The organism is Pseudomonas sp. NFIX28, from assembly GCF_900107395.1.
Taxonomy (GTDB): domain Bacteria; phylum Pseudomonadota; class Gammaproteobacteria; order Pseudomonadales; family Pseudomonadaceae; genus Aquipseudomonas.
In genome coordinates, this window is record NZ_FNPW01000014.1 from 183,591 (window position 1) to 205,669 (window position 22,079).

Below are 22,079 nucleotides of genomic sequence, written 5' to 3' on the forward strand. Positions count from 1 at the left end.
TTTATTGTGTGCGTGCCCGAAAACGTGCGGCGATGGTAACGGATGGGCGCCAACCTGCAAGGGGCGTCAGCGGATTTGCGCTTCGGGCACGCTCAGTGTGCGTGGGATCAGTAAAGCATCCCAGTGTTCGATACCCCAGCCCAGCACTTCCTGAGGGCTGGCATGCACCATTTCGCTGTCGGTCTTCTGCCCGAGGGCGCGCAAGGCACGCAGCAGCTGCGGCGTGGCCTGGTCCGCGGCCAAGGGCGGGGAGCGGTAGGACTTGCCCAGTTTGTGCCCGTCCGGTTGGGTGATCAGCGGCACATGCAGGTAACGCGGCTGCGGCAGGCCAAGCAGTTCCTGCAGGTACAGCTGGCGCGGAGTGGAGTCCAGCAGGTCGGCACCACGCACGATATCGGTCACCCCTTGCCAGGCATCGTCGAGCACCACCGCCAGTTGATAGGCGTAGAGGCCATCGCGGCGGCGGATCACGAAGTCGCCCACTTCCCGGCCCAAATGCTGGCGGAACTCGCCCTGGACCCGGTCGGTGAAACGGTATTCCAGTTCCGGCACGCGCAAGCGGATAGCGGCATTTTCCTGGTCGTGCCCGGCATTGCGGCACAGGCCCGGATAAATGCCGTGGTAGGGCTCCAATTGTTTGCGCGAACAGGTGCAGGCATAAGCCAGGCCCTGGTTGAACAGGCGGTTGAGGACCTCGGCATAGGCCGCGTGCCGCTCGCTCTGGCGGACCATTTCACCGTCCCACTCGAAACCGTAGCTCTCCAGGGCCTTGAGGATGGCGGCTTGGGCGCCGGGCTCCTCCCGAGGCGGATCGAGGTCTTCCATGCGCAGCAGCCAGCGGCCGCCGACGGCACGGGCATCGAGGTAGGAGGCCAGGGCAGCGACCAGCGAGCCGAAATGCAGGTGCCCGCTGGGGGTGGGGGCGAAGCGCCCGATGTAGGAAGAGGCGTGAGAGGCAGTCATGGAGAGGATGTTACTTCGTTCGGTCCCAAGGTGACGATGGCGCCGGCGGGATCGCCACCGCGCGCAAGCTCGCTCCTGCAGGGGGAGGCGCCAGAAACAAAAACGGAGCGTTTGCACGCTCCGTTTTTCGTTCAAGCCAGCGATTATTTGCCGACTTGTTTTTCCTTGATTTCCGCCAGGGTCTTGCAGTCGACGCACATGTCGGCGGTAGGGCGGGCTTCCAGGCGGCGAATACCGATCTCGACGCCGCAGGATTCGCACCAGCCGTATTCTTCGTCTTCGATCAGTTGCAGCGTCTTGTCGATCTTCTTGATCAGCTTGCGCTCACGGTCGCGGGCGCGCAGTTCAAGGCTGAATTCTTCTTCCTGACTGGCACGGTCGGCCGGGTCGGGGAAGTTGGCTGCTTCGTCTTTCATGTGATCAACAGTGCGGTCGACTTCCTGCATCAAGTCCTGTTTCCACTTGTTCAGGATCTTGGTGAAGTGCTCGCGCATGGGCTTACCCATGTACTCTTCGCCCGCGGTTTCAACATAAGGCTCGAAGCCGCTGATCGATTGATTCTGTTGCTTTGCTTGGGTGGGCATGAAATGGACCGCCTCTACTCATGTAATCCATTGCGCAGGATTGCTCCATCACCGACACATGCCGGCCCTGCGACTGCAAGCGGGCGAACTTACCAGATCAAATCGGACGGCGCTACTCCCGGTTGTCGAGCCCGCATTCCACGGCGTCTACAAGGTCGATGCAGTCTGGCCTGGTCGGTTCGGGCGCCTGGTCAATTAATGATTCTAGCCAAGCTTTGCGCAGTTGCCGGGCTTCTTTAGGGGGAAATGGCGCAGTGCGAAGGCTTGGGGCTCTCTCTTGCCTCCGGGGTTGGGTAGAATCGGTTTTTTGCTCACTCCAATGAAGGAAGGCTAATGGCTCAGCCCTACAGTGCGCGCAGCCGCGCTATCGAACCTTTCCATGTGATGGCCCTGCTGGCCCGAGCCAATGAGCTGCAAGCGGCCGGGCACGATGTGATCCACCTGGAAATCGGTGAACCGGATTTCACCACGGCTGAGCCGATCATCAAGGCCGGGCAGGCCGCGCTGGAGGCGGGCAAGACCCGCTACACCGCCGCCCGCGGGATTCCCGAGCTGCGCGTGGCCATCGCCGGCTTCTATCGGCAGCGCTACGGGCTGGACATCGACCCCGAGCGCATCATGATCACCCCCGGCGGTTCCGGTGCGCTGCTGCTGGCCAGCAGCTTGCTGGTCGACCCAGGCAAGCACTGGTTGCTGGCGGACCCGGGCTACCCGTGCAACCGGCACTTCCTGCGGCTGGTGGAAGGCGCGGCGCAACTGGTGCCGGTCGGTCCGGACGTGCGTTATCAGCTGACGCCGGATCTGCTGGAGCGTTATTGGGACCAGGACAGCGTCGGCGCTCTGGTGGCGTCGCCGGCCAACCCCACCGGGACCCTGCTCAGCCGTGACGAACTGGCTGGGCTGTCCGCCGCGGTGAAGGCGCGCAATGGGCACCTGGTCGTGGACGAGATCTACCACGGCCTGACCTACGGCAGCGATGCCGCCAGCGTGCTGGAAGTCGATGACAGCGCCTTTGTCCTCAATAGCTTTTCCAAATATTTCGGCATGACCGGCTGGCGCCTGGGGTGGCTGGTGGCGCCGCAGGCGGCCATCGGCGAGTTGGAAAAGCTCGCGCAGAACCTCTATATCAGTGCCCCGAGCATGGCCCAATACGCTGCCCTGGCCTGCTTCGAACCAGGCACCATCAGTATTCTCGAAGAGCGTCGCAACGAGTTTCAGCGGCGCCGCGATTTCCTCTTGCCCGCCCTGCGCGAATTGGGCTTTGGCATCGCAGTGGAGCCGGAAGGCGCGTTCTACCTGTATGCCGATATCAGCGCTTTCGGCGGCGATGCCTTTGCCTTCTGCCGGCATTTTCTCGAGACCGAGCACATTGCCTTTACTCCGGGGCTCGATTTCGGTCGCCATCAGGCCGGGCACCATGTCCGGTTCGCCTATACCCAGAGCCTGCCGCGCCTGCAGGAAGCGGTGGAGCGAATTGCCCGTGGCCTGCGGAGCTGGCAAGGCTGATGCGTTTTCATCCTCCCCTCGAAGAAGGTCGCCTGGTCCGTCGCTACAAGCGTTTTCTCGCCGATATCGAGACCGTCGACGGCGAGTTGCTGACCATTCACTGCCCGAACACCGGCTCCATGTTCAATTGCATGGTCGAAGGTGGCCAGGTCTGGTTCAGTCGCTCCAATGACCCCAAGCGCAAATTGCCCGGGACCTGGGAAATCAGCGAAACGCCCCAGGGCCGGCTGGCTTGCGTCAATACCGCGCGGGCCAACATTTTGGTGGAAGAAGCCTTGCGTGCCGGCGTCATCGGCGAGCTGAACGGCTTTATCGCGCTCAAGCGTGAGGTCGCCTACGGCCAGGAAAACAGCCGTATCGATTTCCGCCTGGACTATCCGCAGGGCCCGGCTTTCGTCGAGGTCAAAAGCGTGACCCTGGGGTTTGACGGTTCCGCCGTCGCGGCATTCCCGGATGCGGTGACCCAGCGTGGCGCCAAGCACCTGCGGGAGCTGGCCTGCCTGGCGCGGGACGGGATCCGCGCGGTGCAGCTGTATTGCGTCAACCTGTCGGATGTCGAAGCGGTGCGGCCGGCCGTAGAGATCGACCCGGCGTATGCCGCGGCGCTGCGCGAGGCCGTGGCGTCCGGGGTCGAGGTATTGGCTTACGGGGTGCGCTTGACCGCCGAGGAAGTGTGCATCGATCGGCGTCTGGACGTATTGCCCAACGGTTAAAGCCGGACCCAGATGCCCTGGCTGTCTTCCCGGCAGGCAATGGCCGTCAGGGATTCCCCGGCGCAGGGGCCGGCCACGCATTCGCCGTTTTCGATCAGAAACAGCGCACCGTGGGTGGCGCACTGGATCAGGCTGGCGCTTTGATCGAGAAACTGGTCGGGCTGCCACTCCAGGGCGACGCCGCGGTGCGGGCAACGGTTGGCGTAGACGTAGACCTGCCGGTCGCGACGCACCGCGAAAAGCGGTCGGCCCTCGAGGTTGAAACCTCGGCTGGAAGCCTCCGGCAGATCGCCGGAGGCACAAAGAAACTTCATGTCTATTCTCGATGGCGGACGGCTCTGCACTGAGGCTGTCACAGTTTTCTTGTCGGCGCTTGGTGAAACATGTCTGTGCTTGACGGTCAAATGCAAACAATTATCAAATGGCCGCTTCGCCCATGGGGCGCTTGCTCATTTCGATGCCCGGGTTGCAGGGCATGTCACATATATGGCGGCTTCCGTGGGCTCACTCTCTGAAGGAAATGCTCTTATGCGTTCGAGTGCCCGCGCCATTGTGCTCTGTGTCGGACTCCTGGCCAGCCATGCCGCTGCGGCGGCCGAGCTACCCCAGCGCTGGGTGAGCGCCGGCGGCGCCTTGTCCGAGTGGGTGAGCGCGCTGGGCGCCGAGTCGAAGCTGGTGGGCGTGGACACTACCAGCCAGCATCCTGAATCCCTGAAAAACCTGCCGAGTATCGGTTATCAGCGTCAGCTGTCGGCCGAAGGCATTCTCAGCTTGCGGTCGCAGATCCTGGTGGGCACCGAAGAAATGGGGCCGCCGCCGGTACTTTCGCAAGTGCGTAGCGCCGGGGTGCAGGTCGAGCTGTTCTCGGCCCAGGCCGACCTGCCGACCCTGCAGGGTAATCTGCAGCATCTGGGCAAGCTGCTGGGCAATGAAGACAAGGCGACGCAGCTGTTTGCGGACTATAAGCAGCAGCTGGAGCAACAGCAGGCCTGGGTCAGCCAGGCGCAGAAAAAGCAGGCGGCGCCGGGTGTGCTGCTGTTGCTCGGGCATGCGGGCGGCAAACCGCTGATCGCCGGCAAGGACACCGCTGCCGATTGGCTGCTGCAGCAGGCCGGTGGGCGCAATCTTGCTGCCCACACGGGCTACAAACCCTTTTCCATGGAGTCGCTGGCCGAACTCGATCCTGACGTGCTGGTGTTTGCCGACCGCAGCCTGAGCGGCGAGGCGGCCCGTGCCGCATTGTTCAAGGAAAACCCGATCCTTGCGTCCAGCGGTGCGGCAAAGGCGGGCCGGGTCTTGGAGATTGATCCGACCTTGCTGGTGGGAGGCCTGGGGCCACGTTTGCCGCAGGCCCTGAAAAGACTCTCTGGCGCTTTCTATCCAGCCGGGCCAAGCCAGGCCAGCGCCGCCCAATGACCCCTTTGCTTAAACCCCGCACGTTATTCATTGGCTTGAGCCTGCTGTGCCTGTTGGCGATCTGGTTGTCCCTGGCGCTCGGGCCGGTCAGCCTGCCGTTGCTCGATACCCTGCGCGCGGCCCTGCGCCTGCTGGGCCTGCCCATCGAGGGGCAGGGCCTGGAGCAGGCCGAGCTGATTCTCGGGCAGATTCGCCTGCCACGCACCTTGCTGGGCTTGGCGGTGGGGGGCGTGCTGGCGCTGTCCGGCGTGGCGATGCAAGGGCTGTTTCGCAACCCCTTGGCTGACCCTGGGCTGGTCGGCGTTTCGAGTGGCGCGGCTTTGGGTGCGGCTTTCGCCATTGTCGGTGGCGTGCTGTTGGGTGGGGTGCCAGAAGCGCTCGGGCCTTATCTGCTGTCGTTTTCCGCCTTCCTGGGCGGGTTGCTGGTGGCATGGCTGGTTTACCGCCTGGGGCGGCGCAACGGCCAGACCCATGTGGCGACCATGCTGCTGGCCGGGATTGCCTTGACGGCGCTGGCCAGCTCGGCGGTAGGCCTGTTCACCTACCTGGCCGACGATGCGACCTTGCGCACCTTGACCTTCTGGAACCTGGGCAGCCTCAACGGCGCCAGTTATTCCAGATTGTGGCCGCTGCTGCTGATCAGCGCGGCCGTGGCCCTGTGGCTGCCACGCCGGGCCAAGGCTTTGAATGCCTTGCTGCTGGGCGAATCGGAAGCCGGCCACCTGGGGATCGATGTCGAGCGCTTGAAGCGCGAACTGGTGTTATGCACCGCGCTGGGCGTCGGCGCCGCTGTCGCTGCTGCCGGGCTGATCGGCTTTGTCGGGTTGGTGGTGCCGCACCTGGTGCGTCTGCTGGCGGGGCCCGATCACCGCACCTTGCTGCCGGCGTCGATACTGGCCGGCGCGAGCCTGTTGTTGCTGGCCGACCTGGTGGCACGCCTGGCGCTGGCGCCCGCGGAGTTGCCCATTGGCATCGTCACTGCCTTTATCGGGGCACCCTTCTTTCTATTTTTGCTGTTGCGAGGGCGTACCTGATGCTACGAGCTGAAGGCCTGGCGGTGCGCCGTGGCAGCAAAACCGTGCTGGCGGGGATCGACCTGCAGCTCACGCCTGGTGAGGTGCTGGGCGTGCTGGGGCCCAATGGCGCCGGTAAAAGCACCTTGCTGGCGGCCTTGTGCGGTGAGCTGAAACCCGACCATGGCCAGGTCTGGCTTGATCAGTGCGAACTTTCCAGATGGGACGGCGGGCAAAAGGCGCAAAGGCTGGCGGTGCTACCGCAAAGTTCGTCGCTCGAGTTCGCCTTCCGGGTCGAAGAAGTCGTCGGCCTGGGACGCCTGCCTTATCAAAGCGGCCGGGTACGGGATGACGAAATCGTCCTGCAGGCCCTGCAAGCGGCGGATGCGGGGCATCTTTACGGTCGCAGCTATGTGGCCTTGTCGGGCGGCGAACGTCAGCGCGTGCACCTGGCCCGCGTATTGGCCCAGCTATGGCCCGGCGCGGTCGGCCAGACCCTGTTGCTCGATGAGCCGACTTCGGCCCTCGACCCGTTGCATCAACATGTCACTTTGCAGGCCATCCGCGAGTTTGCCGATCGTGGAGTCGCGGTCTTGGTGATCCTGCATGATCTGAACCTCGCCGCGCGATATTGTGATCGCCTGTTGCTGCTCGAGGATGGGCGGCCGCACTCGCTGGACAGCCCGCAGCAAGTGCTGCGACCCGAACCGCTGAAGGCCGTGTTCGGCCTGGAAGTGCTGGTGCAGGCCCATCCCGAGCGCGGACATCCCTTGATCATCGCCCGCTAAGGCGATTCGCGGAGGCACCCGATGCGTGCGTTATTGATCCTGAGTCTGTTGCTGCTGGGTGCTTGCCGGGGCACGCCGGTCATGCCTGACCTTCCGGTCCAGGCGCAAAGCGGGGCGATTGAGGATCTGCGTACCGGGCAAGTCCTGAGCCCGGCGGAGCTGGTCATTCGACTGTCCCGGGCGCCGCGGGTGATTGTCGGCGAACAGCACGACCACCCCGAACACCATGCTTTGCAACTGTGGTTGTTGCAGGCGCTGGCGACCCAGCGTGCGCAAGGCAGCCTGCTGTTGGAGATGCTGACACCGGACCAGCAACCGCGGGTCGATTCGCTTCGCCAGCATCGGGCGACGCAAGGGCTGCCTGCCGATCTGCCTGGCGCGCTGGCCTGGTCGCCTGGGTGGGACTGGGCGCTGTACGGGCCTGTCGTGCGCTATGCGCTGCTCCAGCCTTATCCGGTGCTGGCCGCCAATCTGGATAACTTTGAAGTTCGGAGCATCTATCGCCAGGCACCGGCCTTGAGTGGCGAGCATTCCAATGCCGCGTCGGTGCGTGATGAGTTGTTGCGGCAAGTTCGTGATTCGCATTGTGGCTTGCTGCCCGAAAGCCAGATGCCGGCGATGCTGGCGGTGCAGCAGCAACGTGATCGACGCATGGCCGAGCGCTTGCTGGCGGCGCCGACGCCGGCGCTGCTTTTTGCCGGGGCCTTTCATGCGCGCAAGGATGTCGGGCTGCCTGTTCATCTGCTCGATCTCGATTCGTCGAGCGGCGCGGTGGTGCTGATGCTGGCGCAGAAGGGCAAGCAGGTTCCGCCGCAAAGCGCGGACTATGTGTGGTACAGCGCGCAGTTGCCGGACAAGGATTACTGCGCCCAGATGCGTCAGTAGGCGGATGGCCTGTTTGGGGCTTTTGTCAGGCAAAAAAAGACCCGGCAAGAGCCGGGTCAAATAACCGTGATTAGCCTGATGAGGAGATAATCTGAGAGTCCGAACCACTGGTCTTCCAGGTTATCGGCTGATCTCGCGACCAGTTGTGATAATCATAACGATTCTCATTTCCAAGTCAACAATGTTTTTGCTGCTTCTGCGTTTTTCGCCAAACGCTCGTTTGGATTTCCGCTGAACAGGGAGCTTCAAAGGTCGGCGGCGATGCTGTGCAGGCGGCTGACTTCCTTGTTCAGCAGGTCGATTCGCCGTGCCATGCTTTCGATCAGGCTATGAGCGATACGCGGATTGCTTTGGGTCAGGCTGAGAAACTGGCTCTTGGGGATCAGCATCAAGGTGCAGGGTTCGCTGGTGATCACGCTGGCGTTGCGTTTCTCCCCGGTGAAAATGGCCATCGCACCGAAAATTTCGTCCTTGGGTACGTCTCCGACCTTGTGGCCGTCGACAAAAGCTTCGGCATGTCCCTCGATAATGACAAAGACATGATCGGCATCATCGCCCTGGCGAATCAGCACCTCGCCCTTGGCCACACGTTGAAAGCCGTTGCTGCTGCGCAACTCGGGTTGCTTGAGGCGCGCCACGGCATCGGAGAGCAGGGCGGTTTGGCCGATCAGGTACTGCAGAAACAGTTCGGAACGCTGTTCATCGGCATACAGATGCTGGAACACCGCCGAACGCTGATAGGGAATCAGGCTCAAGGGCTGGTCGCTGCTGAGTTGCCAGCGCGGCAGCTCGGCCCCTCGGCGCAGCCCGAGCAGGTCGCCTTCGTGCAGGTAAAACAGGGGATGCTCATCGATGCTGGCTTGTACCTGGCCGCTTTCGAGCAAAAACAGCTGGCTGTCGACAAGGGTGCTCGAGAGATCCCTGGAAGGGTTTACCGCCAATACATCGCCGGACGGTGCCAGGCCTTCCAGCAGGCGTGGCGGGATGCTTTGCAGTCGATTGATCAAGGCGTCGGCGTAAGCCGGCTGTTCCCCCAATAAATACATAAAAGCCTGCCAGGTCAGTTCTTGTGGCGTGAAGAGATGGCGTCCAGCTGTTTGTTGAGTGCTTCCTTGCGTTCTGCCGGGATGTCGTTCCAGTGCACGTCCATCAGTGCGCCTTCGATGGCGTACAGCAATACTTTCGAGGCCCGGAACCCTCGGGTGCGCACCGCCCTGTAGGCGTCGACCGCCCCCAGGCGGCGCAAGTCCGAAGCGCTGTGGATGCCCACCGCATGCAGCCATTGTGCCGACGTCTTGCCAAGGTTCTTCAGGTGTTGCAATTCATCGTTCATCAAGCCTCCTTGCGACGGCCGAATGGTGCATGGGCAAGTCTCAAAGGAGTGTAGCGCTCAGTAGGAAAAGCGCTGTTCTTTGGTCGCTTTTGGCGCAAAAGCTTCTAAGGCGACGCAAGGCAATACGTCAGAAGCAGGAGGGGAAAGGCGGCGGGCCAAGTCCAGCGCATGGGGGAGGGCGCCGGACCTCGGGACAAGGTGCGATTACTTGGTGCGGTAGCGCAGGCGGGTGCCGAAATTGACTGACATGAGGATTTCATCGGCTGTCAGTTCAGGCGGGAAGTAGGCTCCGGAAATCTGCGCATGGGCCAGGCTGGCGCCTTCCATGGAGGAGTTGCGCAGGTCGAGGCCGCGCAGGTCGGCAGAGCGGAAGTAGGCATCGGTGAAGTCGACGCCGTCGGCGTTCAGTTCACGTAAATCAAGGCCCCGAAAATCGCCGCCGCGCATGTCGACTGTCTGGTCTTTCGGGCGCTCGCGGTTAAAGCCGTCGATGTCGTCTTTGTGCAGCAAAGCGTAAAGGGGGGTATCGAGAAGTTTGGGCTGACTCATGGGGCGTCACCTGCTGGAATTATGACGCCAGTATAGTGCCACTATTTTTCAGCCGTGAAGCCTTTGCGGTTTCACGGCTGAAATAGTTGATTACAAGCCTGGGAGACGCTGACGAATGTTCGCGACCAGGGCGTCGAGGCTACCGCTTTCGTTGGTTTCGACGCGCTTGCTGCGCAGTACTTCTTCGGCGCTGAGGGCTTCGCGAGTGGCTTGCTGCTGCTCGATCACAACCAGGGTCGCGTCCGACGGGTCGTTGCCGTCGGCCTGGCGTTGTTCCAGCCAGCTGGCAATGACGGCCTGCGGCGCATTGCAGTCGATGATCAGGCAAGGAGTGCCGGTCGCTTCGGCAACCTTGGCCGCGGCATCACGCTGGTCGCGCTTGAGATAGGTGGCGTCGATGACCACCGGGAAGCCCGCGCGCAGGACGATATCGGCAATTTCGTGCAAACGCTCATAGGTTGCGGTATTGGCCTGGGCGTTATAAATGCCGACATTCGGCTCGTTTTGCACCTGCTGCTCGCCGAACAGCCGCTTGCGCTCGACATCGGAGCGCAGGCGAACGGCGCCCAGAGCTTCCACCAGGCGCATGGCCACATGGCTTTTGCCAACGGCGGACACGCCGGAGGTGATCGCCAGGAAGCGCGAAGGAATGGTGCTGTAGCTTTCCGCCAGGTTGGCGTAGTTGCGGTACTGGCGCAGGGACGTGGCGCGCTGCATCGGCGTGGCGTCGGCCGGCATGCTGAACAAGGCCACCTTGGCCCGTACCAGCGCACGGTAGGCCTTGTAGAAGTTCAACAGTTCCAGGCCCTGATAGTCACCGGTCAGTTCCAGGTACTGGCTGATGAAACGGCGTGCCAGGCATTTCAGGCCGCGGTCTTCCAGGTCCATCGCGAGGAACCCGGCATCGGCGTAAACATCGGTGAAACGGAACGGCTCGTTGAACTCGATGCAATCGAAGATCACCACCTTGCCGTCGATGATCGTCGCGTTGCCCAGGTGAATGTCGCCATGGCATTCACGGATATAGCCTTCGGCCTTGCGCTGGGCGAAGAGTGGCTTGAGGCGTTCGAAGCTGCTTTCGGCCCAGGCTTGCAGGGCTTCGAGCTGTTGCAGGTCGGCCTTGTCGCTGAGGAAAGGGCGGATCTGCTCGAAGTTCTGGCGCACCGGCTCCATCACGCTGTCCGGAGTGCCGGCTTCGTGGGCGGCCGGCACCCGTGGGGCGTCGAGGTGGAACCTGGCAATCTGCTTGGCCATTTCGTCGATATGCCCGGTGGTCACTTCGCCATTGGCTTGCAGCGTACTGAGCAGCTGGCTTTGCGGGAATTGGCGCATTTTCAGCGCATATTCGATAACCGGGCCGTCCCCGGCGAGTTGCGGCGCTTCGACGCTGCCGGTGATCGGCAACACTTCAAGATACAAATCATCGGTCAGGCGCTGGTTCAGGCGCAGCTCTTCTGCGCAGAAGTGTCCGCGCGCTTCGAGGCTGGTGAAATCCAGAAAACCGAAATTGACCGGCTTCTTCAGCTTATAGGCATAGGTGCCAGTGAGCAGGACCCAGGAAATATGGGTCTCGATGACCTGGAACCCGTCTACGGGATGCGGGTAGAGGGACGGGTTTTGCAGGGCGGCGATCAGGGATTGGCTCACAGGCGATCCTTCAGAGTCGGGGAAAATTCAAGGGCGTCATTATGGCCGCTGACAGGGCTAACGCAAACCTCGGGCGGCTCCTGTTGACGATGAATAAAGTGCGTATAATCCGCCGCCATGACTCGTACCCGATCCCCCCGTTCCGCTAAAAAACGTCCGTCTGGTGGCCTGCGCCCCTGGCTGGGCTGGGCCTTGAAGCTCGGTCTGGTCGGTCTGGTGGTGCTCGCCGGCTTTGCGGTTTATCTCGACGCCGTGGTCCAGGAGAAGTTCTCCGGCAAGCGCTGGACCATTCCGGCCAAAGTCTATGCGCGGCCATTGGAGCTGTTCGTCGGACAAAAGCTCAGCAAGGACGATTTCCTCACCGAACTCGACGCACTTGGCTATCGCCGCGAAAGCGTGGTCAACGGCCCTGGCGCCGCGTCGGTCAATGGCAATACCGTTGAACTCAATACCCGCGGTTTCCAGTTCTATGAAGGCATGGAACAGGCACAACCGGTGCGCGTGCGTTTTTCCGGCGACTACGTGGCCGAGCTGTCTGGCAGCAAAGGCTCGAAACTGGCGGTGGTGCGCCTGGAGCCGCTGCTGATCGGTGGTTTGTATCCGAAGAATCTCGAGGACCGGATCCTGATCAAGATCGACCAGGCGCCTCCTTATTTGCTGGAAACCCTGGTGGCGGTCGAGGACCGGGATTTCTACAGCCACTTCGGCGTCTCGCCCAAGTCGATCGTCCGGGCCATCTGGGTCAACACTTCGTCCGGGCAGATGCGCCAGGGCGGCAGTACCCTGACCCAGCAATTGGTGAAGAACTTCTACCTCACCAGCGAACGCAGCCTGAGCCGCAAGCTCACCGAGGCGATGATGGCGTTGCTGCTGGAGTTGCATTACGACAAGCACGAGATTCTCGAGGCGTACCTCAACGAGGTCTTCGTCGGCCAGGATGGCCAGCGTGCGGTGCACGGCTTCGGCCTGGCCAGCCAGTTCTTCTTCAGCCAGCCGCTGGCCGAACTCAAGTTGCATCAGATCGCCTTGTTGGTGGGGATGGTCAAGGGGCCGTCCTATTACAACCCGCGTCGTTATCCGGAGCGTGCGCTGGAGCGGCGCAACCTGGTACTCGACCTGTTGGCGCAACAGGGAGTGGCGACGCCGGAACAGGTCGAGGCCGCGAAGAAGATGCCATTGGGCGTGACCAAGCGCGGCAGTCTGGCGGACAGTTCGTTCCCCGGCTTCCTGGACCTGGTGAAGCGTCAGCTGCGTGAAGATTACCGCGATGAAGACTTGACCGAAGAAGGGCTGCGGATCTTCACCAGTTTCGATCCGATCCTGCAGATGAAGGCCGAGGCTTCGGTCGCTGATACCTTCAAGCGCTTGGCCGGGCGCAAGGGATCGGACGAAGTCGAAGCGGCGATGGTGGTGACCAACCCGGAAACCGGCGAAGTCCAGGCCATGATCGGCAGTCGCCAGGCCGGTTTTGCCGGTTTCAACCGGGCGCTGGATGCGGTGCGGCCGATCGGCTCCCTGATCAAGCCCGCGGTTTACCTTACGGCGCTGGAGAAACCCAGCCAGTACACCTTGACCAGTTGGCTCTCCGACGAGGCTTTCTCGGTGAAAGGCGGCGACGGGCAAGTGTGGAAACCCCAGAACTACGATCGCCGTTCCCACGGCACGGTCTTCCTTTATCAGGGCTTGGCGCATTCCTATAACCTGTCGACCGCGCGCCTGGGCCTGGAAGTCGGCGTGCCGAACGTGCTGAAAACCCTGGGGCGCCTTGGCGTCACCCGTGAATTCCCGGCCTTCCCGTCGATGCTGCTGGGGGCAGGGGGCTTGAGCCCGATAGAAGTCGCCACCATGTACCAGACCCTGGCCAACGGCGGCTTCAATACGCCGATGCGCGGGATCCGCAGTGTGCTGACGGCTGAAGGCGAGCCGCTGAAGCGTTATCCATTCCAGATCCAGCAACGTTTCGATCCGGGTTCGATCTACCTGATCCAGACGGCGATGCAGCGTGTCATGCGCGAAGGTACCGGCAGCTCGGTCTACAACGTGCTGCCGCGCTCCCTGGCGCTGGCGGGCAAGACCGGTACCAGTAACGATTCCCGCGACAGTTGGTTCGCCGGTTTCAGCCAGGACCTGCTGGCTGTGGTCTGGCTGGGGCGTGACGACAACGGCAAGACGCCGTTTACCGGCGCTACCGGCGCGCTGCAGGTCTGGACCAGTTTCATGCGCAAGGCCGATCCGCTGCCATTGGATATGCCGCAACCGGATAACGTGGTGCAGGCCTGGGTCGATTCGCGGACCGGGCAAGGCTCCGATGCCAACTGTCCGGGGGCCGTGCAGATGCCGTATATTCGCGGCAGCGAACCTCCTCCCGGTCCGGCGTGCGCTGGCGAAGGGCCTATGCCCGGCGAATCGGTGATGGATTGGGTCAAGGGCTGGATGAATTAAGCGAAGAGGGTTTGACGTGAACAAGTGGTGGATTCCGGCTATTACAGCTCTGGCTTTGCTCAATGGTTGCGCCAGCGTGCAGCGTGGCTCGATTCCGGTGGTGGACTCCGGTACCACCGTCTCCAACAGCGAGCGCATTTCGGCCAATGGCGGCTTTCGCCAGACGACTATCAAGCGTCCGGCGCAAGCGCAGACTCAAAGTATTCCGCAGGACTCGGGCGTCGTGGTGATGGTGCCGGGCGGGGCTGCGGCCACCGCTGCGCCAATCAGCAGCGCGCCTATTACTCCGGGCCCGATCACGCCTGGCCCGATCGACACTTCACCGATCCAGTCCGCCCCGATCAACCAGGGCAGCTACAGCCTGCCGCCGACGCCTAGCGGAGTGCCTTCGGCCAGTTCCGGCGGGCTGTCTGCCGACGAACAGCTGGACGGTCCGGTGCTGGCATTGTTGACCACGGCGCAGCAGCAACAGGCCAGTGGTGATCTGAACGGCGCGTCTTCCAGCCTCGAGCGGGCCCAGCGCGTCGCGCCGCGCGAACCGCAGGTGCTGTATCGCCTGGCCCAGGTTCGCCTGGCCCAGGGCGATGCCCCGCAGGCTGAACAGTTAGCCCGTCGTGGCCTGAGCTTCGCCAATGGTCGTCCGGACCTGCAAGCCAGCCTGTGGACGTTGATCGCCCAGGCGCGCGAGAAGCAGGGCGATGCCGCCGGTGCTGCTCAGGCCCGGCAAAAAGCCAAGGTATCGCTGTGATGGATGCACGTTTTCCAAAGATCGCCGAACAATTGCTGTTGATCGAGCGCGAGATGCGTCTGCAGGGTTTGTGGGATGAAACCCCGCCGAGCATCGAGGCGCTGGCCAGTGTCGAGCCGTTTGCCGTCGATACGATGGAGTTCGAGCAATGGCTGCAATGGATATTCCTGCCGCGGATGAAGACGATTCTCGAGCAGGACCTGCCGTTGCCCAACGCCTCGGGTATCCGCGAAATGGCTGAAGTGGTCTTTGCCGGCCGCCCGATGCAGGGCCGGGATTTTCAGTTACAGATCCTGCTCAAAGAGTTTGATCAGCTGATCGTCGCCACACGCTGAAACCTCTGCAACCACTACCTAGCGGCAGTGGTTGTCTATCGCCTTCTGCGTTTCCACTATGCGCTGCTGACGCTCTTCTTCGGTCAGGCGGCGTATTCCTCCTTCCGTGTTCTCGCTCAGCCGCGGGTTGTTCTGCAACTGCGCCAGGCTGGCCCGTGTTTGTGTACAAAAACGCCGGCGCTCGGCTTCCTGTCGAGCGACCTGTTGCTTGGCCTGGCTGTCCATGACCTGTTGCTCGGCATCCGGAGCGTTGGGCGGCAGCGTGCTGCTCGCACCTTTCGGCGCTTTTGGCAGGCTAATGGCGGTACTGGCCACGCCTTGGGGTGGCTGGGCGTCGAAATGGGTGACTCCCTGGGCGTCGACCCATTTGTAAATCTGACCGGCCTGGCACGGGAGACACATGGCGAGCAGCAGGCCAGCCGTCATGGTGAAGGTTCGCATTTTTGAATTCCTTATTCAGGATTGCGCAATTGAAGCGTAGACAGTCGCTGTTTATAGGTTTTTTCTTGCGTTCTCATGCGCTTAGTTCGAATAAAGCACATTGACGTCTTGACTTGCAGAGGGCGAAACAGAAGAATCCAAAGTCCGCTGTAGAGGGACTGCCAGAAGCAGACCCACTCGGCAGAACATGAGGCGCACATCCGCGCCGACCTGCTACACCCGCAACGCGTTACCTCGCGCTGGGTGGGAAAACCCCGCAACACTTGGGGCACTCCCAATACTTGCTCAGTCAGTGCTGACGTAGTCGGCGACCACCGTCGCTCATGCTCTGCTGAGAAGTAAACCTATTAAGACCCGTCCCCTTTCAAGAGGGCGGTATTCTGGCGTTTTAGAGGTGAACAACGTGGAGCTTTTATCTGGCGGTGAGATGCTCGTCCGCTTTTTGCGTGACGAAGGCGTCAAATATATCTATGGGTACCCAGGTGGTGCTCTCCTTCATGTCTACGATGCCCTGTTCAAAGAACCGGAAGTGACCCACATCCTGGTTCGTCACGAGCAAGCGGCTACCCATATGGCTGACGGCTACGCCCGTGCCACCGGCAAAGCCGGCGTGGTACTGGTGACTTCCGGCCCTGGCGCGACCAATGCTATCACCGGTATCGCCACTGCTTATATGGACTCCATTCCAATGGTGATCATTTCCGGTCAGGTGCCTAGCACCATGGTCGGTACCGATGCGTTCCAGGAAACCGACATGATCGGTATCTCCCGGCCAATCGTGAAGCACAGCTTCATGATCAAGCACGCTTCGGAAATCCCGGAAGTCATGAAGAAGGCGTTCTACCTGGCGCAATCCGGTCGTCCGGGTCCAGTCGTGGTCGATGTCCCCAAGGACATGACCAATCCGGCTGAAAAGTTCGAATACGTTTTTCCTAAAAAAGCAAAGCTGCGCTCTTACAGCCCGGCTGTTCGTGGTCACTCCGGGCAAATCCGCAAGGCGGCAGAAATGCTCCTGGCGGCCAAGCGTCCTGTGCTGTACGCAGGTGGCGGCGTGATCCTCGGTGGCGGCTCCGCGCCGCTGACCGAACTGGCACAAATGCTCAACCTGCCGGTCACCAATACCCTGATGGGATTGGGCGCTTATCCAGGCACTGATCGTCAATTCGTCGGCATGCTCGGCATGCACGGCAGCTACACCGCCAACCTGACCATGCACCATGCCGATGTGATCCTGGCAGTCGGCGCGCGTTTCGACGACCGTGTGATCAACGGCCCGGCGAAGTTCTGCCCGAACGCCAAGATCATCCACGTCGACATCGACCCGGCGTCCATCTCCAAGACCATCAAGGCAGACGTGCCGATCGTGGGTCCGGTGGAGAGCGTCCTGACCGAAATGGTCGCGGCCCTCAAGGAAATCGGCGAAACCCCGAACAAGGACACCGTCGCCAGCTGGTGGAAGCAGATCGATGAGTGGCGCGGTGATCGCGGCCTGTTCCCTTACGACAAGGGCGACGGCAGCATCATCAAGCCGCAGACCGTGATCGAGACCCTCTGCGAGGTGACCAAGGGCGATGCCTATGTGACTTCCGACGTGGGGCAGCACCAGATGTTCGCGGCGCAGTACTACCGGTTCAACAAGCCCAATCGCTGGATCAACTCCGGTGGCCTGGGCACGATGGGCTTTGGTTTTCCTGCGGCCATGGGCGTCAAACTGAGCTTCCCTGATGCTGATGTCGCCTGCGTAACGGGCGAGGGCAGTATCCAGATGAACATTCAGGAACTGTCGACCTGCCTGCAGTACGACTTGCCGGTCAAGATCGTCAACCTGAACAACGGTGCGCTGGGTATGGTGCGTCAGTGGCAGGACATGAACTACGGTAGCCGTCACTCGCATTCCTACATGGAATCGCTGCCTGATTTCGTCAAGCTGGCCGAAGCCTACGGGCACGTGGGCATTCGCATCACGGACCTGAAGGATCTGAAGCCGAAGATGGAAGAAGCGTTCGCCATGAAAGATCGCCTGGTGTTCCTCGACATCCAGGTCGATACCAGCGAGCACGTCTACCCGATGCAGATCAAAGACGGCTCCATGCGCGATATGTGGCTGAGCAAGACGGAGCGTACTTAATCATGCGGCACATTATCTCCTTGCTTCTGGAAAACGAACCGGGCGCCTTGTCTCGTGTGGTTGGCCTGTTTTCGCAGCGTAACTACAACATCGAAAGCCTGACCGTGGCACCGACCGAAGACCCGACCCTGTCGCGTCTGACGCTGACCACCGTGGGGCACGATGAGATCATCGAGCAGATCACCAAGAACCTGAACAAGCTGGTTGAAGTGGTCAAGCTGGTCGACCTGTCGGAAAGCGCTCACATCGAACGCGAGCTGATGCTGGTCAAGGTCAAGGCCACCGGCGCCCAGCGTGCCGAGGTCAAGCGCACCACCGATATTTATCGTGGGCAGATCGTCGATGTCAGCGCCAGCGTGTATACCGTTCAATTGACCGGTACCAGCGATAAGCTCGACAGTTTCATCCAGTCGATCGGCACCGCTTCGATTCTGGAAACCGTACGCAGTGGCGTCACCGGCATTGCCCGTGGCGATAAAGTACTCAGCATCTAACTCAAATTAGCGAATGGCCTGAACGGCCTGATATAGGGGAAATTCATGAAAGTTTTCTACGATAAAGATTGCGACCTCTCGATCATCCAGGGCAAGAAAGTTGCCATCATCGGTTACGGCTCCCAGGGCCACGCTCAAGCGTGCAACCTGAAAGACTCCGGCGTTGATGTCACCGTTGGCCTGCGTAAAGGTTCGTCTACCGTTGCCAAGGCTGAAGCCCATGGCCTGAAAGTGACCGACGTAGCCGCGGCCGTTGCTGGTGCCGACCTGGTCATGATCCTGACCCCGGACGAGTTCCAGTCCCAGCTGTACAAGAACGAAATCGAGCCGAACATCAAGAAGGGCGCCACCCTGGCCTTCTCCCACGGCTTCGCGATCCACTACAACCAGGTTGTTCCACGTGCCGACCTCGACGTGATCATGATCGCGCCGAAGGCTCCAGGCCACACCGTGCGTTCCGAGTTCGTCAAGGGCGGTGGTATTCCTGACCTGATCGCTATCTACCAGGATGCTTCGGGCAACGCCAAGAACGTTGCTCTGTCCTACGCGGCTGGCGTGGGCGGCGGCCGTACCGGCATCATCGAAACCACCTTCAAGGACGAGACTGAAACCGACCTGTTCGGCGAGCAGGCTGTTCTGTGTGGCGGTACCGTCGAGCTGGTCAAGGCCGGTTTCGAAACCCTGGTTGAAGCTGGCTACGCGCCGGAAATGGCCTACTTCGAATGCTTGCACGAACTGAAGTTGATCGTTGACCTCATGTACGAAGGCGGTATCGCCAACATGAACTACTCGATCTCCAACAACGCTGAATACGGCGAGTATGTGACTGGTCCGGAAGTGATCAACGCCGAATCCCGTCAGGCCATGCGCAACGCCCTGAAGCGTATCCAGGACGGCGAGTACGCCAAGATGTTCATCAGCGAAGGTGCTACCGGCTACCCATCGATGACCGCCAAGCGTCGTAACAACGCTGCTCACGGTATCGAAATCATCGGCGAGCAACTGCGCTCGATGATGCCGTGGATCGGTGCCAACAAGATCGTCGACAAAGCCAAGAACTAAGTTCGGTTTTTGTCAGGGAAAACGCGGCCTAGGCCGCGTTTTTTCGTTTGGATAGGCAGATTCTGGTATAAAGCTGAATCCTTTGTGGTCCAATCGTGGCCCTGAGTACGTCGAAACTTTTCACACCGTTGCAAGGTAATGTCCATGAGCGAACGTCCCGAAGAGCCAAAACAGGCCTCTGACGCCGAAAGCCTGCTACCGATCGATGAGCATGTCGAAGAAGGGCATGACGCTGAAGGCCGTAAAGTCCGGCATCGTGGTATCTATCTGCTGCCAAATCTCTTCACTACCGCGAACCTGTTCGCCGGTTTCTACTCGATCATCAATTCCATGAGTGCCCAGAGCGCGTTGAGCGCCGGTGACGCGGTGGGGGCGAGCAAGTATTTTGCGTTCGCGGCCATCGCGATCTTCGTCGCCATGGTGCTCGATGGCCTGGACGGGCGCGTGGCCCGCATGACCAATACCCAGAGCGCTTTTGGCGCCGAATATGACTCGTTGTCCGACATGGTTGCCTTCGGCGTTGCGCCTGCCTTGCTGGCATTCGGCTGGGCGCTGGGCGACATGGGCAAGGTCGGCTGGATGGTCGCCTTCATCTATGTAGCTGGAGCGGCTCTGCGCCTGGCACGTTTCAACACCCAGGTGGGAACTGCCGACAAGCGCTACTTCATTGGCCTGGCCAGCCCGGCTGCGGCGGGTGTGGTGGCCGGTATTGTCTGGGCATTCAGTGATTACGGGATCCAGGGCTCGAAGATGTCGTTCCTGGTAGCGCTGATGGTCGCGGCAGCCGGCATGCTGATGGTCAGCAATATCAAGTACAACAGCTTCAAGGAGCTGGATCTGAAAGGGCGTGTTCCGTTCGTAGCGATCCTTGCGGTGGTTCTGGTATTCGCCGTGGTCTTCAGTGATCCGCCACGGATTTTGCTGCTGGTGTTCCTCGCCTATGCGGCGTCCGGCCCGGTGCAATACCTGCTGCATCTTCGTCGACGCAAAACGTTGCCTTAATGTAATTTCCCCCATACTCCGCAGTCTATTGGTGCATCAGTCCTCCAATACTGCGGAGTTGCCATGTTGATCAAAGTTCCCAAGCCATCTGACTGCAAAGAGTCGGATGTCACTCCTGAATCCCTTTACTTCTCGCGCCGTAGTCTTTTGGGTGGTGCCATTGCCGGCCTGGCTGCTAGTGCGCTGCCGCGCTGGGCGAGTGCCGAAGACGCGGGACGCTATCCAGGTGTCGAGCCTGGCAAGGCTCCCTCATGGTTTGCGCAAAAGCTGCCAGCGACGAAATGGCAGGCCGTCAATGTCAAGGATGAGGCGATTACTCCGTTCAAGGATGCCACTCATTACAACAACTTCTATGAGTTCGGCACCGACAAGGGTGACCCGGCTGCCAATGCCGGTGCGCTGAAAACCGAGCCCTGGAGTGTGGTGGTAGACGGGGAGGTGGGTAAGCCAGGGCGTTATGCGCTGGAAGACTTCATGAAGCCTTATCAGTTGGAAGAGCGGATCTACCGACTGCGTTGCGTCGAGGCCTGGTCCATGGTGATTCCCTGGATCGGTTTTCCGATCTCCGAATTGCTCAAGCGGGTCGAGCCAAGCTCCAAGGCCAAGTACATCCGCTTCGAAACCCTTCAAGACCCTGAAAGCATGCCCGGTCAACGTTCAGGATTTGCTCTGATCGATTGGCCTTATGTGGAAGGGCTGCGCCTGGATGAGGCGATGCACCCGTTGGCGATTCTTGCCGTGGGAATGTATGGCCGCGAATTGCCTAACCAGAACGGTGCGCCGCTGCGCTTGGTGGTGCCGTGGAAGTATGGCTTCAAGAGCATCAAGTCGATCGTGCGTATCAGCCTGGTAGAGAAACAGCCGAAAACTACCTGGCAAAGTATTGCGGCCAATGAGTACGGTTTCTACGCGAATGTGAACCCTACGGTCGATCACCCTCGCTGGACTCAGGCGCGCGAACGTCGTTTGCCCAGTGGGCTGTTTAGTCCCAATGTGCGCGAGACGCAGATGTTCAACGGCTACGCGGATGAAGTCGCTTCTTTATATACGGGCCTGGATCTGCGGAAGAACTACTGATGCGCTACCCATTCTGGCGCTTTGGCGTCTTCATCGCTGCTGCTATCTGGCCGTTGCTCTGGTTGTATCAGGCGTGGGCCGCCGATCTCGGCCCTGACCCGGGAAAAGTGCTGGTCGATCGTTTGGGGCTGGGGACGCTGATTTTTTTGCTGATAACCCTGAGCATGACGCCGTTGCAGAAACTGACGGGGTGGGCGGGATGGATAGCGGTAAGGCGACAGCTCGGTTTGTGGTGCTTTGCTTATGTAGTGCTGCATTTAAGTGCTTACGCCGTATTTATCCTTGGGCTCGACTGGTCGCAATTGGGGGTGGAGTTGCGTAAGCGGCCCTACATTATTGTAGGAAGCCTTGGGTTCCTCGGATTACTCGCCCTGGCGGTAACGTCCAATCGATACAGTCAACGTCGTTTGGGCAGTCGTTGGAAGAAGCTGCATCGGTTGGTGTATCTCATTCTTGGGCTGGGTTTATTGCATATGCTCTGGATTGTCCGGGCAGATCTTAAAGAGTGGGCTGTCTATGCCACTATCGGCGCGCTGTTATTACTGCTGCGGGTGCCGCCAGTGATGCGCCGAATCCCCCGGTTATTGGTGAAAAAACCATCTTCTGCAACAAAAGCGTAATTAGGGGTTGACGGCAGATTCTGGAAGTCTATAATTCGCCCCACTTCCGGCGCAGTCGAAACGGAAAACTCCTTGAGATTCAACGAGTTACACGGTTTTCGACAGCGGTCACGCTTCAGCTCATCGAAGCCCGAAGGAGTTGATTCGGCAGTGTGTTTTCGCCGAGTTAACGGTTCGATCTTCTCGGTCGAAAGCGGAGAAAAAGAGGTGTTGACAGCAGCGTGTAACGCTGTAGAATTCGCCTCCCGCTGACGAGAGATCGGAAGCGCAAGTGGTTGAAGTTGCAAAGGAAACTTTGAAAACTTCTTAAAATAACCGCTTGACAGATACAGG

General features: G+C 60.6%; 23 protein-coding genes. 15 read left to right on the forward strand and 8 right to left on the reverse strand.

What is annotated here, in order from left to right; genetic code table 11:
• Positions 1–66: 66 nt before the first annotated feature.
• Together gluQRS and dksA are read right to left on the reverse strand one after the other, a co-directional pair.
• On the reverse strand, positions 67–963 hold the full coding sequence (gene gluQRS, locus BLV20_RS24175; RefSeq protein WP_092304952.1) for a tRNA glutamyl-Q(34) synthetase GluQRS: 897 nt from the start codon (positions 961–963) through the stop codon (positions 67–69).
• A 143-nt stretch (positions 964–1,106) separates the two neighbouring features.
• Positions 1,107–1,547 (reverse strand): RNA polymerase-binding protein DksA, encoded by a 441-nt coding sequence (gene dksA, locus BLV20_RS24180; protein ID WP_007924645.1) that lies wholly within the window; start codon positions 1,545–1,547, stop codon positions 1,107–1,109.
• Between the two features lie 333 nt (positions 1,548–1,880).
• Between dksA and BLV20_RS24185 the strand changes: the two genes are divergently transcribed.
• Both BLV20_RS24185 and sfsA read left to right on the forward strand, forming a co-directional pair.
• The gene (locus BLV20_RS24185; RefSeq protein WP_092304953.1) at positions 1,881–3,053 is read left to right on the forward strand and encodes a pyridoxal phosphate-dependent aminotransferase; all 1,173 of its coding nucleotides are present in this window, start codon (positions 1,881–1,883) and stop codon (positions 3,051–3,053) included.
• Positions 3,053–3,766 carry a DNA/RNA nuclease SfsA gene (gene sfsA / locus BLV20_RS24190; RefSeq protein WP_092304954.1) on the forward strand — a complete coding sequence of 238 codons (714 nt, stop codon included), beginning with the start codon at positions 3,053–3,055 and terminating at the stop codon, positions 3,764–3,766. Before BLV20_RS24185 ends, sfsA begins: the two co-directional genes overlap by 1 nt.
• Here sfsA and BLV20_RS24195 read toward each other — a convergent pair.
• Complete coding sequence (locus BLV20_RS24195; RefSeq protein ID WP_092304955.1) at positions 3,763–4,080, reverse strand: Rieske (2Fe-2S) protein; 318 nt, start codon at positions 4,078–4,080, stop codon at positions 3,763–3,765. The genes sfsA and BLV20_RS24195 overlap by 4 nt on opposite strands.
• A gap of 214 nt (positions 4,081–4,294) precedes the next feature.
• Between BLV20_RS24195 and BLV20_RS24200 the strand changes: the two genes are divergently transcribed.
• From BLV20_RS24200 to BLV20_RS24215, 4 genes are read left to right on the forward strand one after another with little or no spacing between them, the layout of a single operon-like run.
• Positions 4,295–5,182 carry a heme/hemin ABC transporter substrate-binding protein gene (locus tag BLV20_RS24200; protein ID WP_092304956.1) on the forward strand — a complete coding sequence of 296 codons (888 nt, stop codon included), beginning with the start codon at positions 4,295–4,297 and terminating at the stop codon, positions 5,180–5,182.
• A 50-nt stretch (positions 5,183–5,232) separates the two neighbouring features.
• Positions 5,233–6,216 carry a FecCD family ABC transporter permease gene (locus tag BLV20_RS24205; RefSeq protein ID WP_175540257.1) on the forward strand — a complete coding sequence of 328 codons (984 nt, stop codon included), beginning with the start codon at positions 5,233–5,235 and terminating at the stop codon, positions 6,214–6,216.
• A complete protein-coding gene (locus BLV20_RS24210) occupies positions 6,216–6,983 on the forward strand; it encodes a heme ABC transporter ATP-binding protein (RefSeq protein ID WP_092304958.1) in 768 nt (255 codons plus the stop codon). Before BLV20_RS24205 ends, BLV20_RS24210 begins: the two co-directional genes overlap by 1 nt.
• 21 nt (positions 6,984–7,004) lie before the next feature.
• Positions 7,005–7,868, forward strand: a complete 864-nt coding sequence (locus BLV20_RS24215; protein WP_092304959.1) for a ChaN family lipoprotein — start codon at positions 7,005–7,007, stop codon at positions 7,866–7,868.
• Positions 7,869–8,113: 245 nt separating this feature from the next.
• Here the strand turns inward: BLV20_RS24215 and BLV20_RS24220 are convergent, their stop codons facing one another.
• The 4 genes from BLV20_RS24220 to BLV20_RS24235 all read right to left on the reverse strand — a co-directional run bounded on the left by BLV20_RS24220 (position 8,114) and on the right by BLV20_RS24235 (position 11,397).
• Positions 8,114–8,914: a Crp/Fnr family transcriptional regulator gene (locus BLV20_RS24220; RefSeq protein WP_092304960.1), complete on the reverse strand. Its 801-nt coding sequence runs from the start codon at positions 8,912–8,914 to the stop codon at positions 8,114–8,116.
• Positions 8,915–8,928: 14 nt separating this feature from the next.
• Positions 8,929–9,201 (reverse strand): TfoX/Sxy family protein, encoded by a 273-nt coding sequence (locus BLV20_RS24225; RefSeq protein WP_009050884.1) that lies wholly within the window; start codon positions 9,199–9,201, stop codon positions 8,929–8,931.
• 204 nt (positions 9,202–9,405) lie between these two features.
• The gene (locus BLV20_RS24230; protein ID WP_092304961.1) at positions 9,406–9,750 is read right to left on the reverse strand and encodes a pentapeptide repeat-containing protein; all 345 of its coding nucleotides are present in this window, start codon (positions 9,748–9,750) and stop codon (positions 9,406–9,408) included.
• Between the two features lie 90 nt (positions 9,751–9,840).
• Complete coding sequence (locus BLV20_RS24235) at positions 9,841–11,397, reverse strand: bifunctional aminoglycoside phosphotransferase/ATP-binding protein (protein WP_092304962.1); 1,557 nt, start codon at positions 11,395–11,397, stop codon at positions 9,841–9,843.
• A 117-nt stretch (positions 11,398–11,514) separates the two neighbouring features.
• Between BLV20_RS24235 and mrcB the strand changes: the two genes are divergently transcribed.
• The 3 genes from mrcB to BLV20_RS24250 are packed head-to-tail and all read left to right on the forward strand — an operon-like array spanning position 11,515 to position 14,922.
• On the forward strand, positions 11,515–13,839 hold the full coding sequence (gene mrcB, locus BLV20_RS24240; RefSeq protein WP_092304963.1) for a penicillin-binding protein 1B: 2,325 nt from the start codon (positions 11,515–11,517) through the stop codon (positions 13,837–13,839).
• 16 nt (positions 13,840–13,855) lie between these two features.
• The gene (locus tag BLV20_RS24245; protein ID WP_092304964.1) at positions 13,856–14,587 is read left to right on the forward strand and encodes a tetratricopeptide repeat protein; all 732 of its coding nucleotides are present in this window, start codon (positions 13,856–13,858) and stop codon (positions 14,585–14,587) included.
• Positions 14,587–14,922: a YqcC family protein gene (locus BLV20_RS24250; protein WP_092304965.1), complete on the forward strand. Its 336-nt coding sequence runs from the start codon at positions 14,587–14,589 to the stop codon at positions 14,920–14,922. Before BLV20_RS24245 ends, BLV20_RS24250 begins: the two co-directional genes overlap by 1 nt.
• Before the next feature lie 18 nt (positions 14,923–14,940).
• Here BLV20_RS24250 and BLV20_RS24255 read toward each other — a convergent pair whose 3' ends face one another.
• The gene (locus BLV20_RS24255) at positions 14,941–15,363 is read right to left on the reverse strand and encodes a DUF4124 domain-containing protein (protein ID WP_092304966.1); all 423 of its coding nucleotides are present in this window, start codon (positions 15,361–15,363) and stop codon (positions 14,941–14,943) included.
• A gap of 403 nt (positions 15,364–15,766) precedes the next feature.
• Between BLV20_RS24255 and BLV20_RS24260 the strand changes: the two genes are divergently transcribed.
• From BLV20_RS24260 to msrQ, 6 genes are all read left to right on the forward strand, one after another.
• The gene (locus BLV20_RS24260; protein ID WP_092304975.1) at positions 15,767–17,491 is read left to right on the forward strand and encodes an acetolactate synthase 3 large subunit; all 1,725 of its coding nucleotides are present in this window, start codon (positions 15,767–15,769) and stop codon (positions 17,489–17,491) included.
• Positions 17,492–17,493: 2 nt separating this feature from the next.
• A complete protein-coding gene (gene ilvN / locus BLV20_RS24265) occupies positions 17,494–17,985 on the forward strand; it encodes an acetolactate synthase small subunit (protein WP_007924620.1) in 492 nt (163 codons plus the stop codon).
• Positions 17,986–18,030: 45 nt separating this feature from the next.
• Complete coding sequence (ilvC, locus tag BLV20_RS24270; protein WP_007924618.1) at positions 18,031–19,047, forward strand: ketol-acid reductoisomerase; 1,017 nt, start codon at positions 18,031–18,033, stop codon at positions 19,045–19,047.
• Positions 19,048–19,191: 144 nt separating this feature from the next.
• On the forward strand, positions 19,192–20,049 hold the full coding sequence (pssA, locus tag BLV20_RS24275) for a CDP-diacylglycerol--serine O-phosphatidyltransferase (RefSeq protein WP_092304967.1): 858 nt from the start codon (positions 19,192–19,194) through the stop codon (positions 20,047–20,049).
• Positions 20,050–20,112: 63 nt separating this feature from the next.
• Positions 20,113–21,126 carry a protein-methionine-sulfoxide reductase catalytic subunit MsrP gene (msrP, locus tag BLV20_RS24280; RefSeq protein WP_092304968.1) on the forward strand — a complete coding sequence of 338 codons (1,014 nt, stop codon included), beginning with the start codon at positions 20,113–20,115 and terminating at the stop codon, positions 21,124–21,126.
• Positions 21,126–21,746 carry a protein-methionine-sulfoxide reductase heme-binding subunit MsrQ gene (msrQ, locus tag BLV20_RS24285; RefSeq protein ID WP_092304969.1) on the forward strand — a complete coding sequence of 207 codons (621 nt, stop codon included), beginning with the start codon at positions 21,126–21,128 and terminating at the stop codon, positions 21,744–21,746. The genes msrP and msrQ overlap by 1 nt, the downstream gene beginning before the upstream one ends.
• Positions 21,747–22,079 lie beyond the last annotated feature (333 nt).

What these genes read in the sequence shown, in the direction of transcription:
- gluQRS (WP_092304952.1), bottom strand. Translation starts at nt 963, where the DNA reads ATGACTGCCTCTCACGCCTCTTCCTACATCGGGCGCTTCGCCCCCACC.
- dksA (WP_007924645.1), bottom strand. Translation starts at nt 1,547, where the DNA reads ATGCCCACCCAAGCAAAGCAACAGAATCAATCGATCAGCGGCTTCGAG.
- BLV20_RS24185 (WP_092304953.1), top strand. Translation starts at nt 1,881, where the DNA reads ATGGCTCAGCCCTACAGTGCGCGCAGCCGCGCTATCGAACCTTTCCAT.
- sfsA (WP_092304954.1), top strand. Translation starts at nt 3,053, where the DNA reads ATGCGTTTTCATCCTCCCCTCGAAGAAGGTCGCCTGGTCCGTCGCTAC.
- BLV20_RS24195 (WP_092304955.1), bottom strand. Translation starts at nt 4,080, where the DNA reads ATGAAGTTTCTTTGTGCCTCCGGCGATCTGCCGGAGGCTTCCAGCCGA.
- BLV20_RS24200 (WP_092304956.1), top strand. Translation starts at nt 4,295, where the DNA reads ATGCGTTCGAGTGCCCGCGCCATTGTGCTCTGTGTCGGACTCCTGGCC.
- BLV20_RS24210 (WP_092304958.1), top strand. Translation starts at nt 6,216, where the DNA reads ATGCTACGAGCTGAAGGCCTGGCGGTGCGCCGTGGCAGCAAAACCGTG.
- BLV20_RS24215 (WP_092304959.1), top strand. Translation starts at nt 7,005, where the DNA reads ATGCGTGCGTTATTGATCCTGAGTCTGTTGCTGCTGGGTGCTTGCCGG.
- BLV20_RS24220 (WP_092304960.1), bottom strand. Translation starts at nt 8,914, where the DNA reads ATGTATTTATTGGGGGAACAGCCGGCTTACGCCGACGCCTTGATCAAT.
- BLV20_RS24225 (WP_009050884.1), bottom strand. Translation starts at nt 9,201, where the DNA reads ATGAACGATGAATTGCAACACCTGAAGAACCTTGGCAAGACGTCGGCA.
- BLV20_RS24230 (WP_092304961.1), bottom strand. Translation starts at nt 9,750, where the DNA reads ATGAGTCAGCCCAAACTTCTCGATACCCCCCTTTACGCTTTGCTGCAC.
- mrcB (WP_092304963.1), top strand. Translation starts at nt 11,515, where the DNA reads ATGACTCGTACCCGATCCCCCCGTTCCGCTAAAAAACGTCCGTCTGGT.
- BLV20_RS24250 (WP_092304965.1), top strand. Translation starts at nt 14,587, where the DNA reads ATGGATGCACGTTTTCCAAAGATCGCCGAACAATTGCTGTTGATCGAG.
- BLV20_RS24255 (WP_092304966.1), bottom strand. Translation starts at nt 15,363, where the DNA reads ATGCGAACCTTCACCATGACGGCTGGCCTGCTGCTCGCCATGTGTCTC.
- ilvN (WP_007924620.1), top strand. Translation starts at nt 17,494, where the DNA reads ATGCGGCACATTATCTCCTTGCTTCTGGAAAACGAACCGGGCGCCTTG.
- ilvC (WP_007924618.1), top strand. Translation starts at nt 18,031, where the DNA reads ATGAAAGTTTTCTACGATAAAGATTGCGACCTCTCGATCATCCAGGGC.
- pssA (WP_092304967.1), top strand. Translation starts at nt 19,192, where the DNA reads ATGAGCGAACGTCCCGAAGAGCCAAAACAGGCCTCTGACGCCGAAAGC.
- msrP (WP_092304968.1), top strand. Translation starts at nt 20,113, where the DNA reads ATGTTGATCAAAGTTCCCAAGCCATCTGACTGCAAAGAGTCGGATGTC.
- msrQ (WP_092304969.1), top strand. Translation starts at nt 21,126, where the DNA reads ATGCGCTACCCATTCTGGCGCTTTGGCGTCTTCATCGCTGCTGCTATC.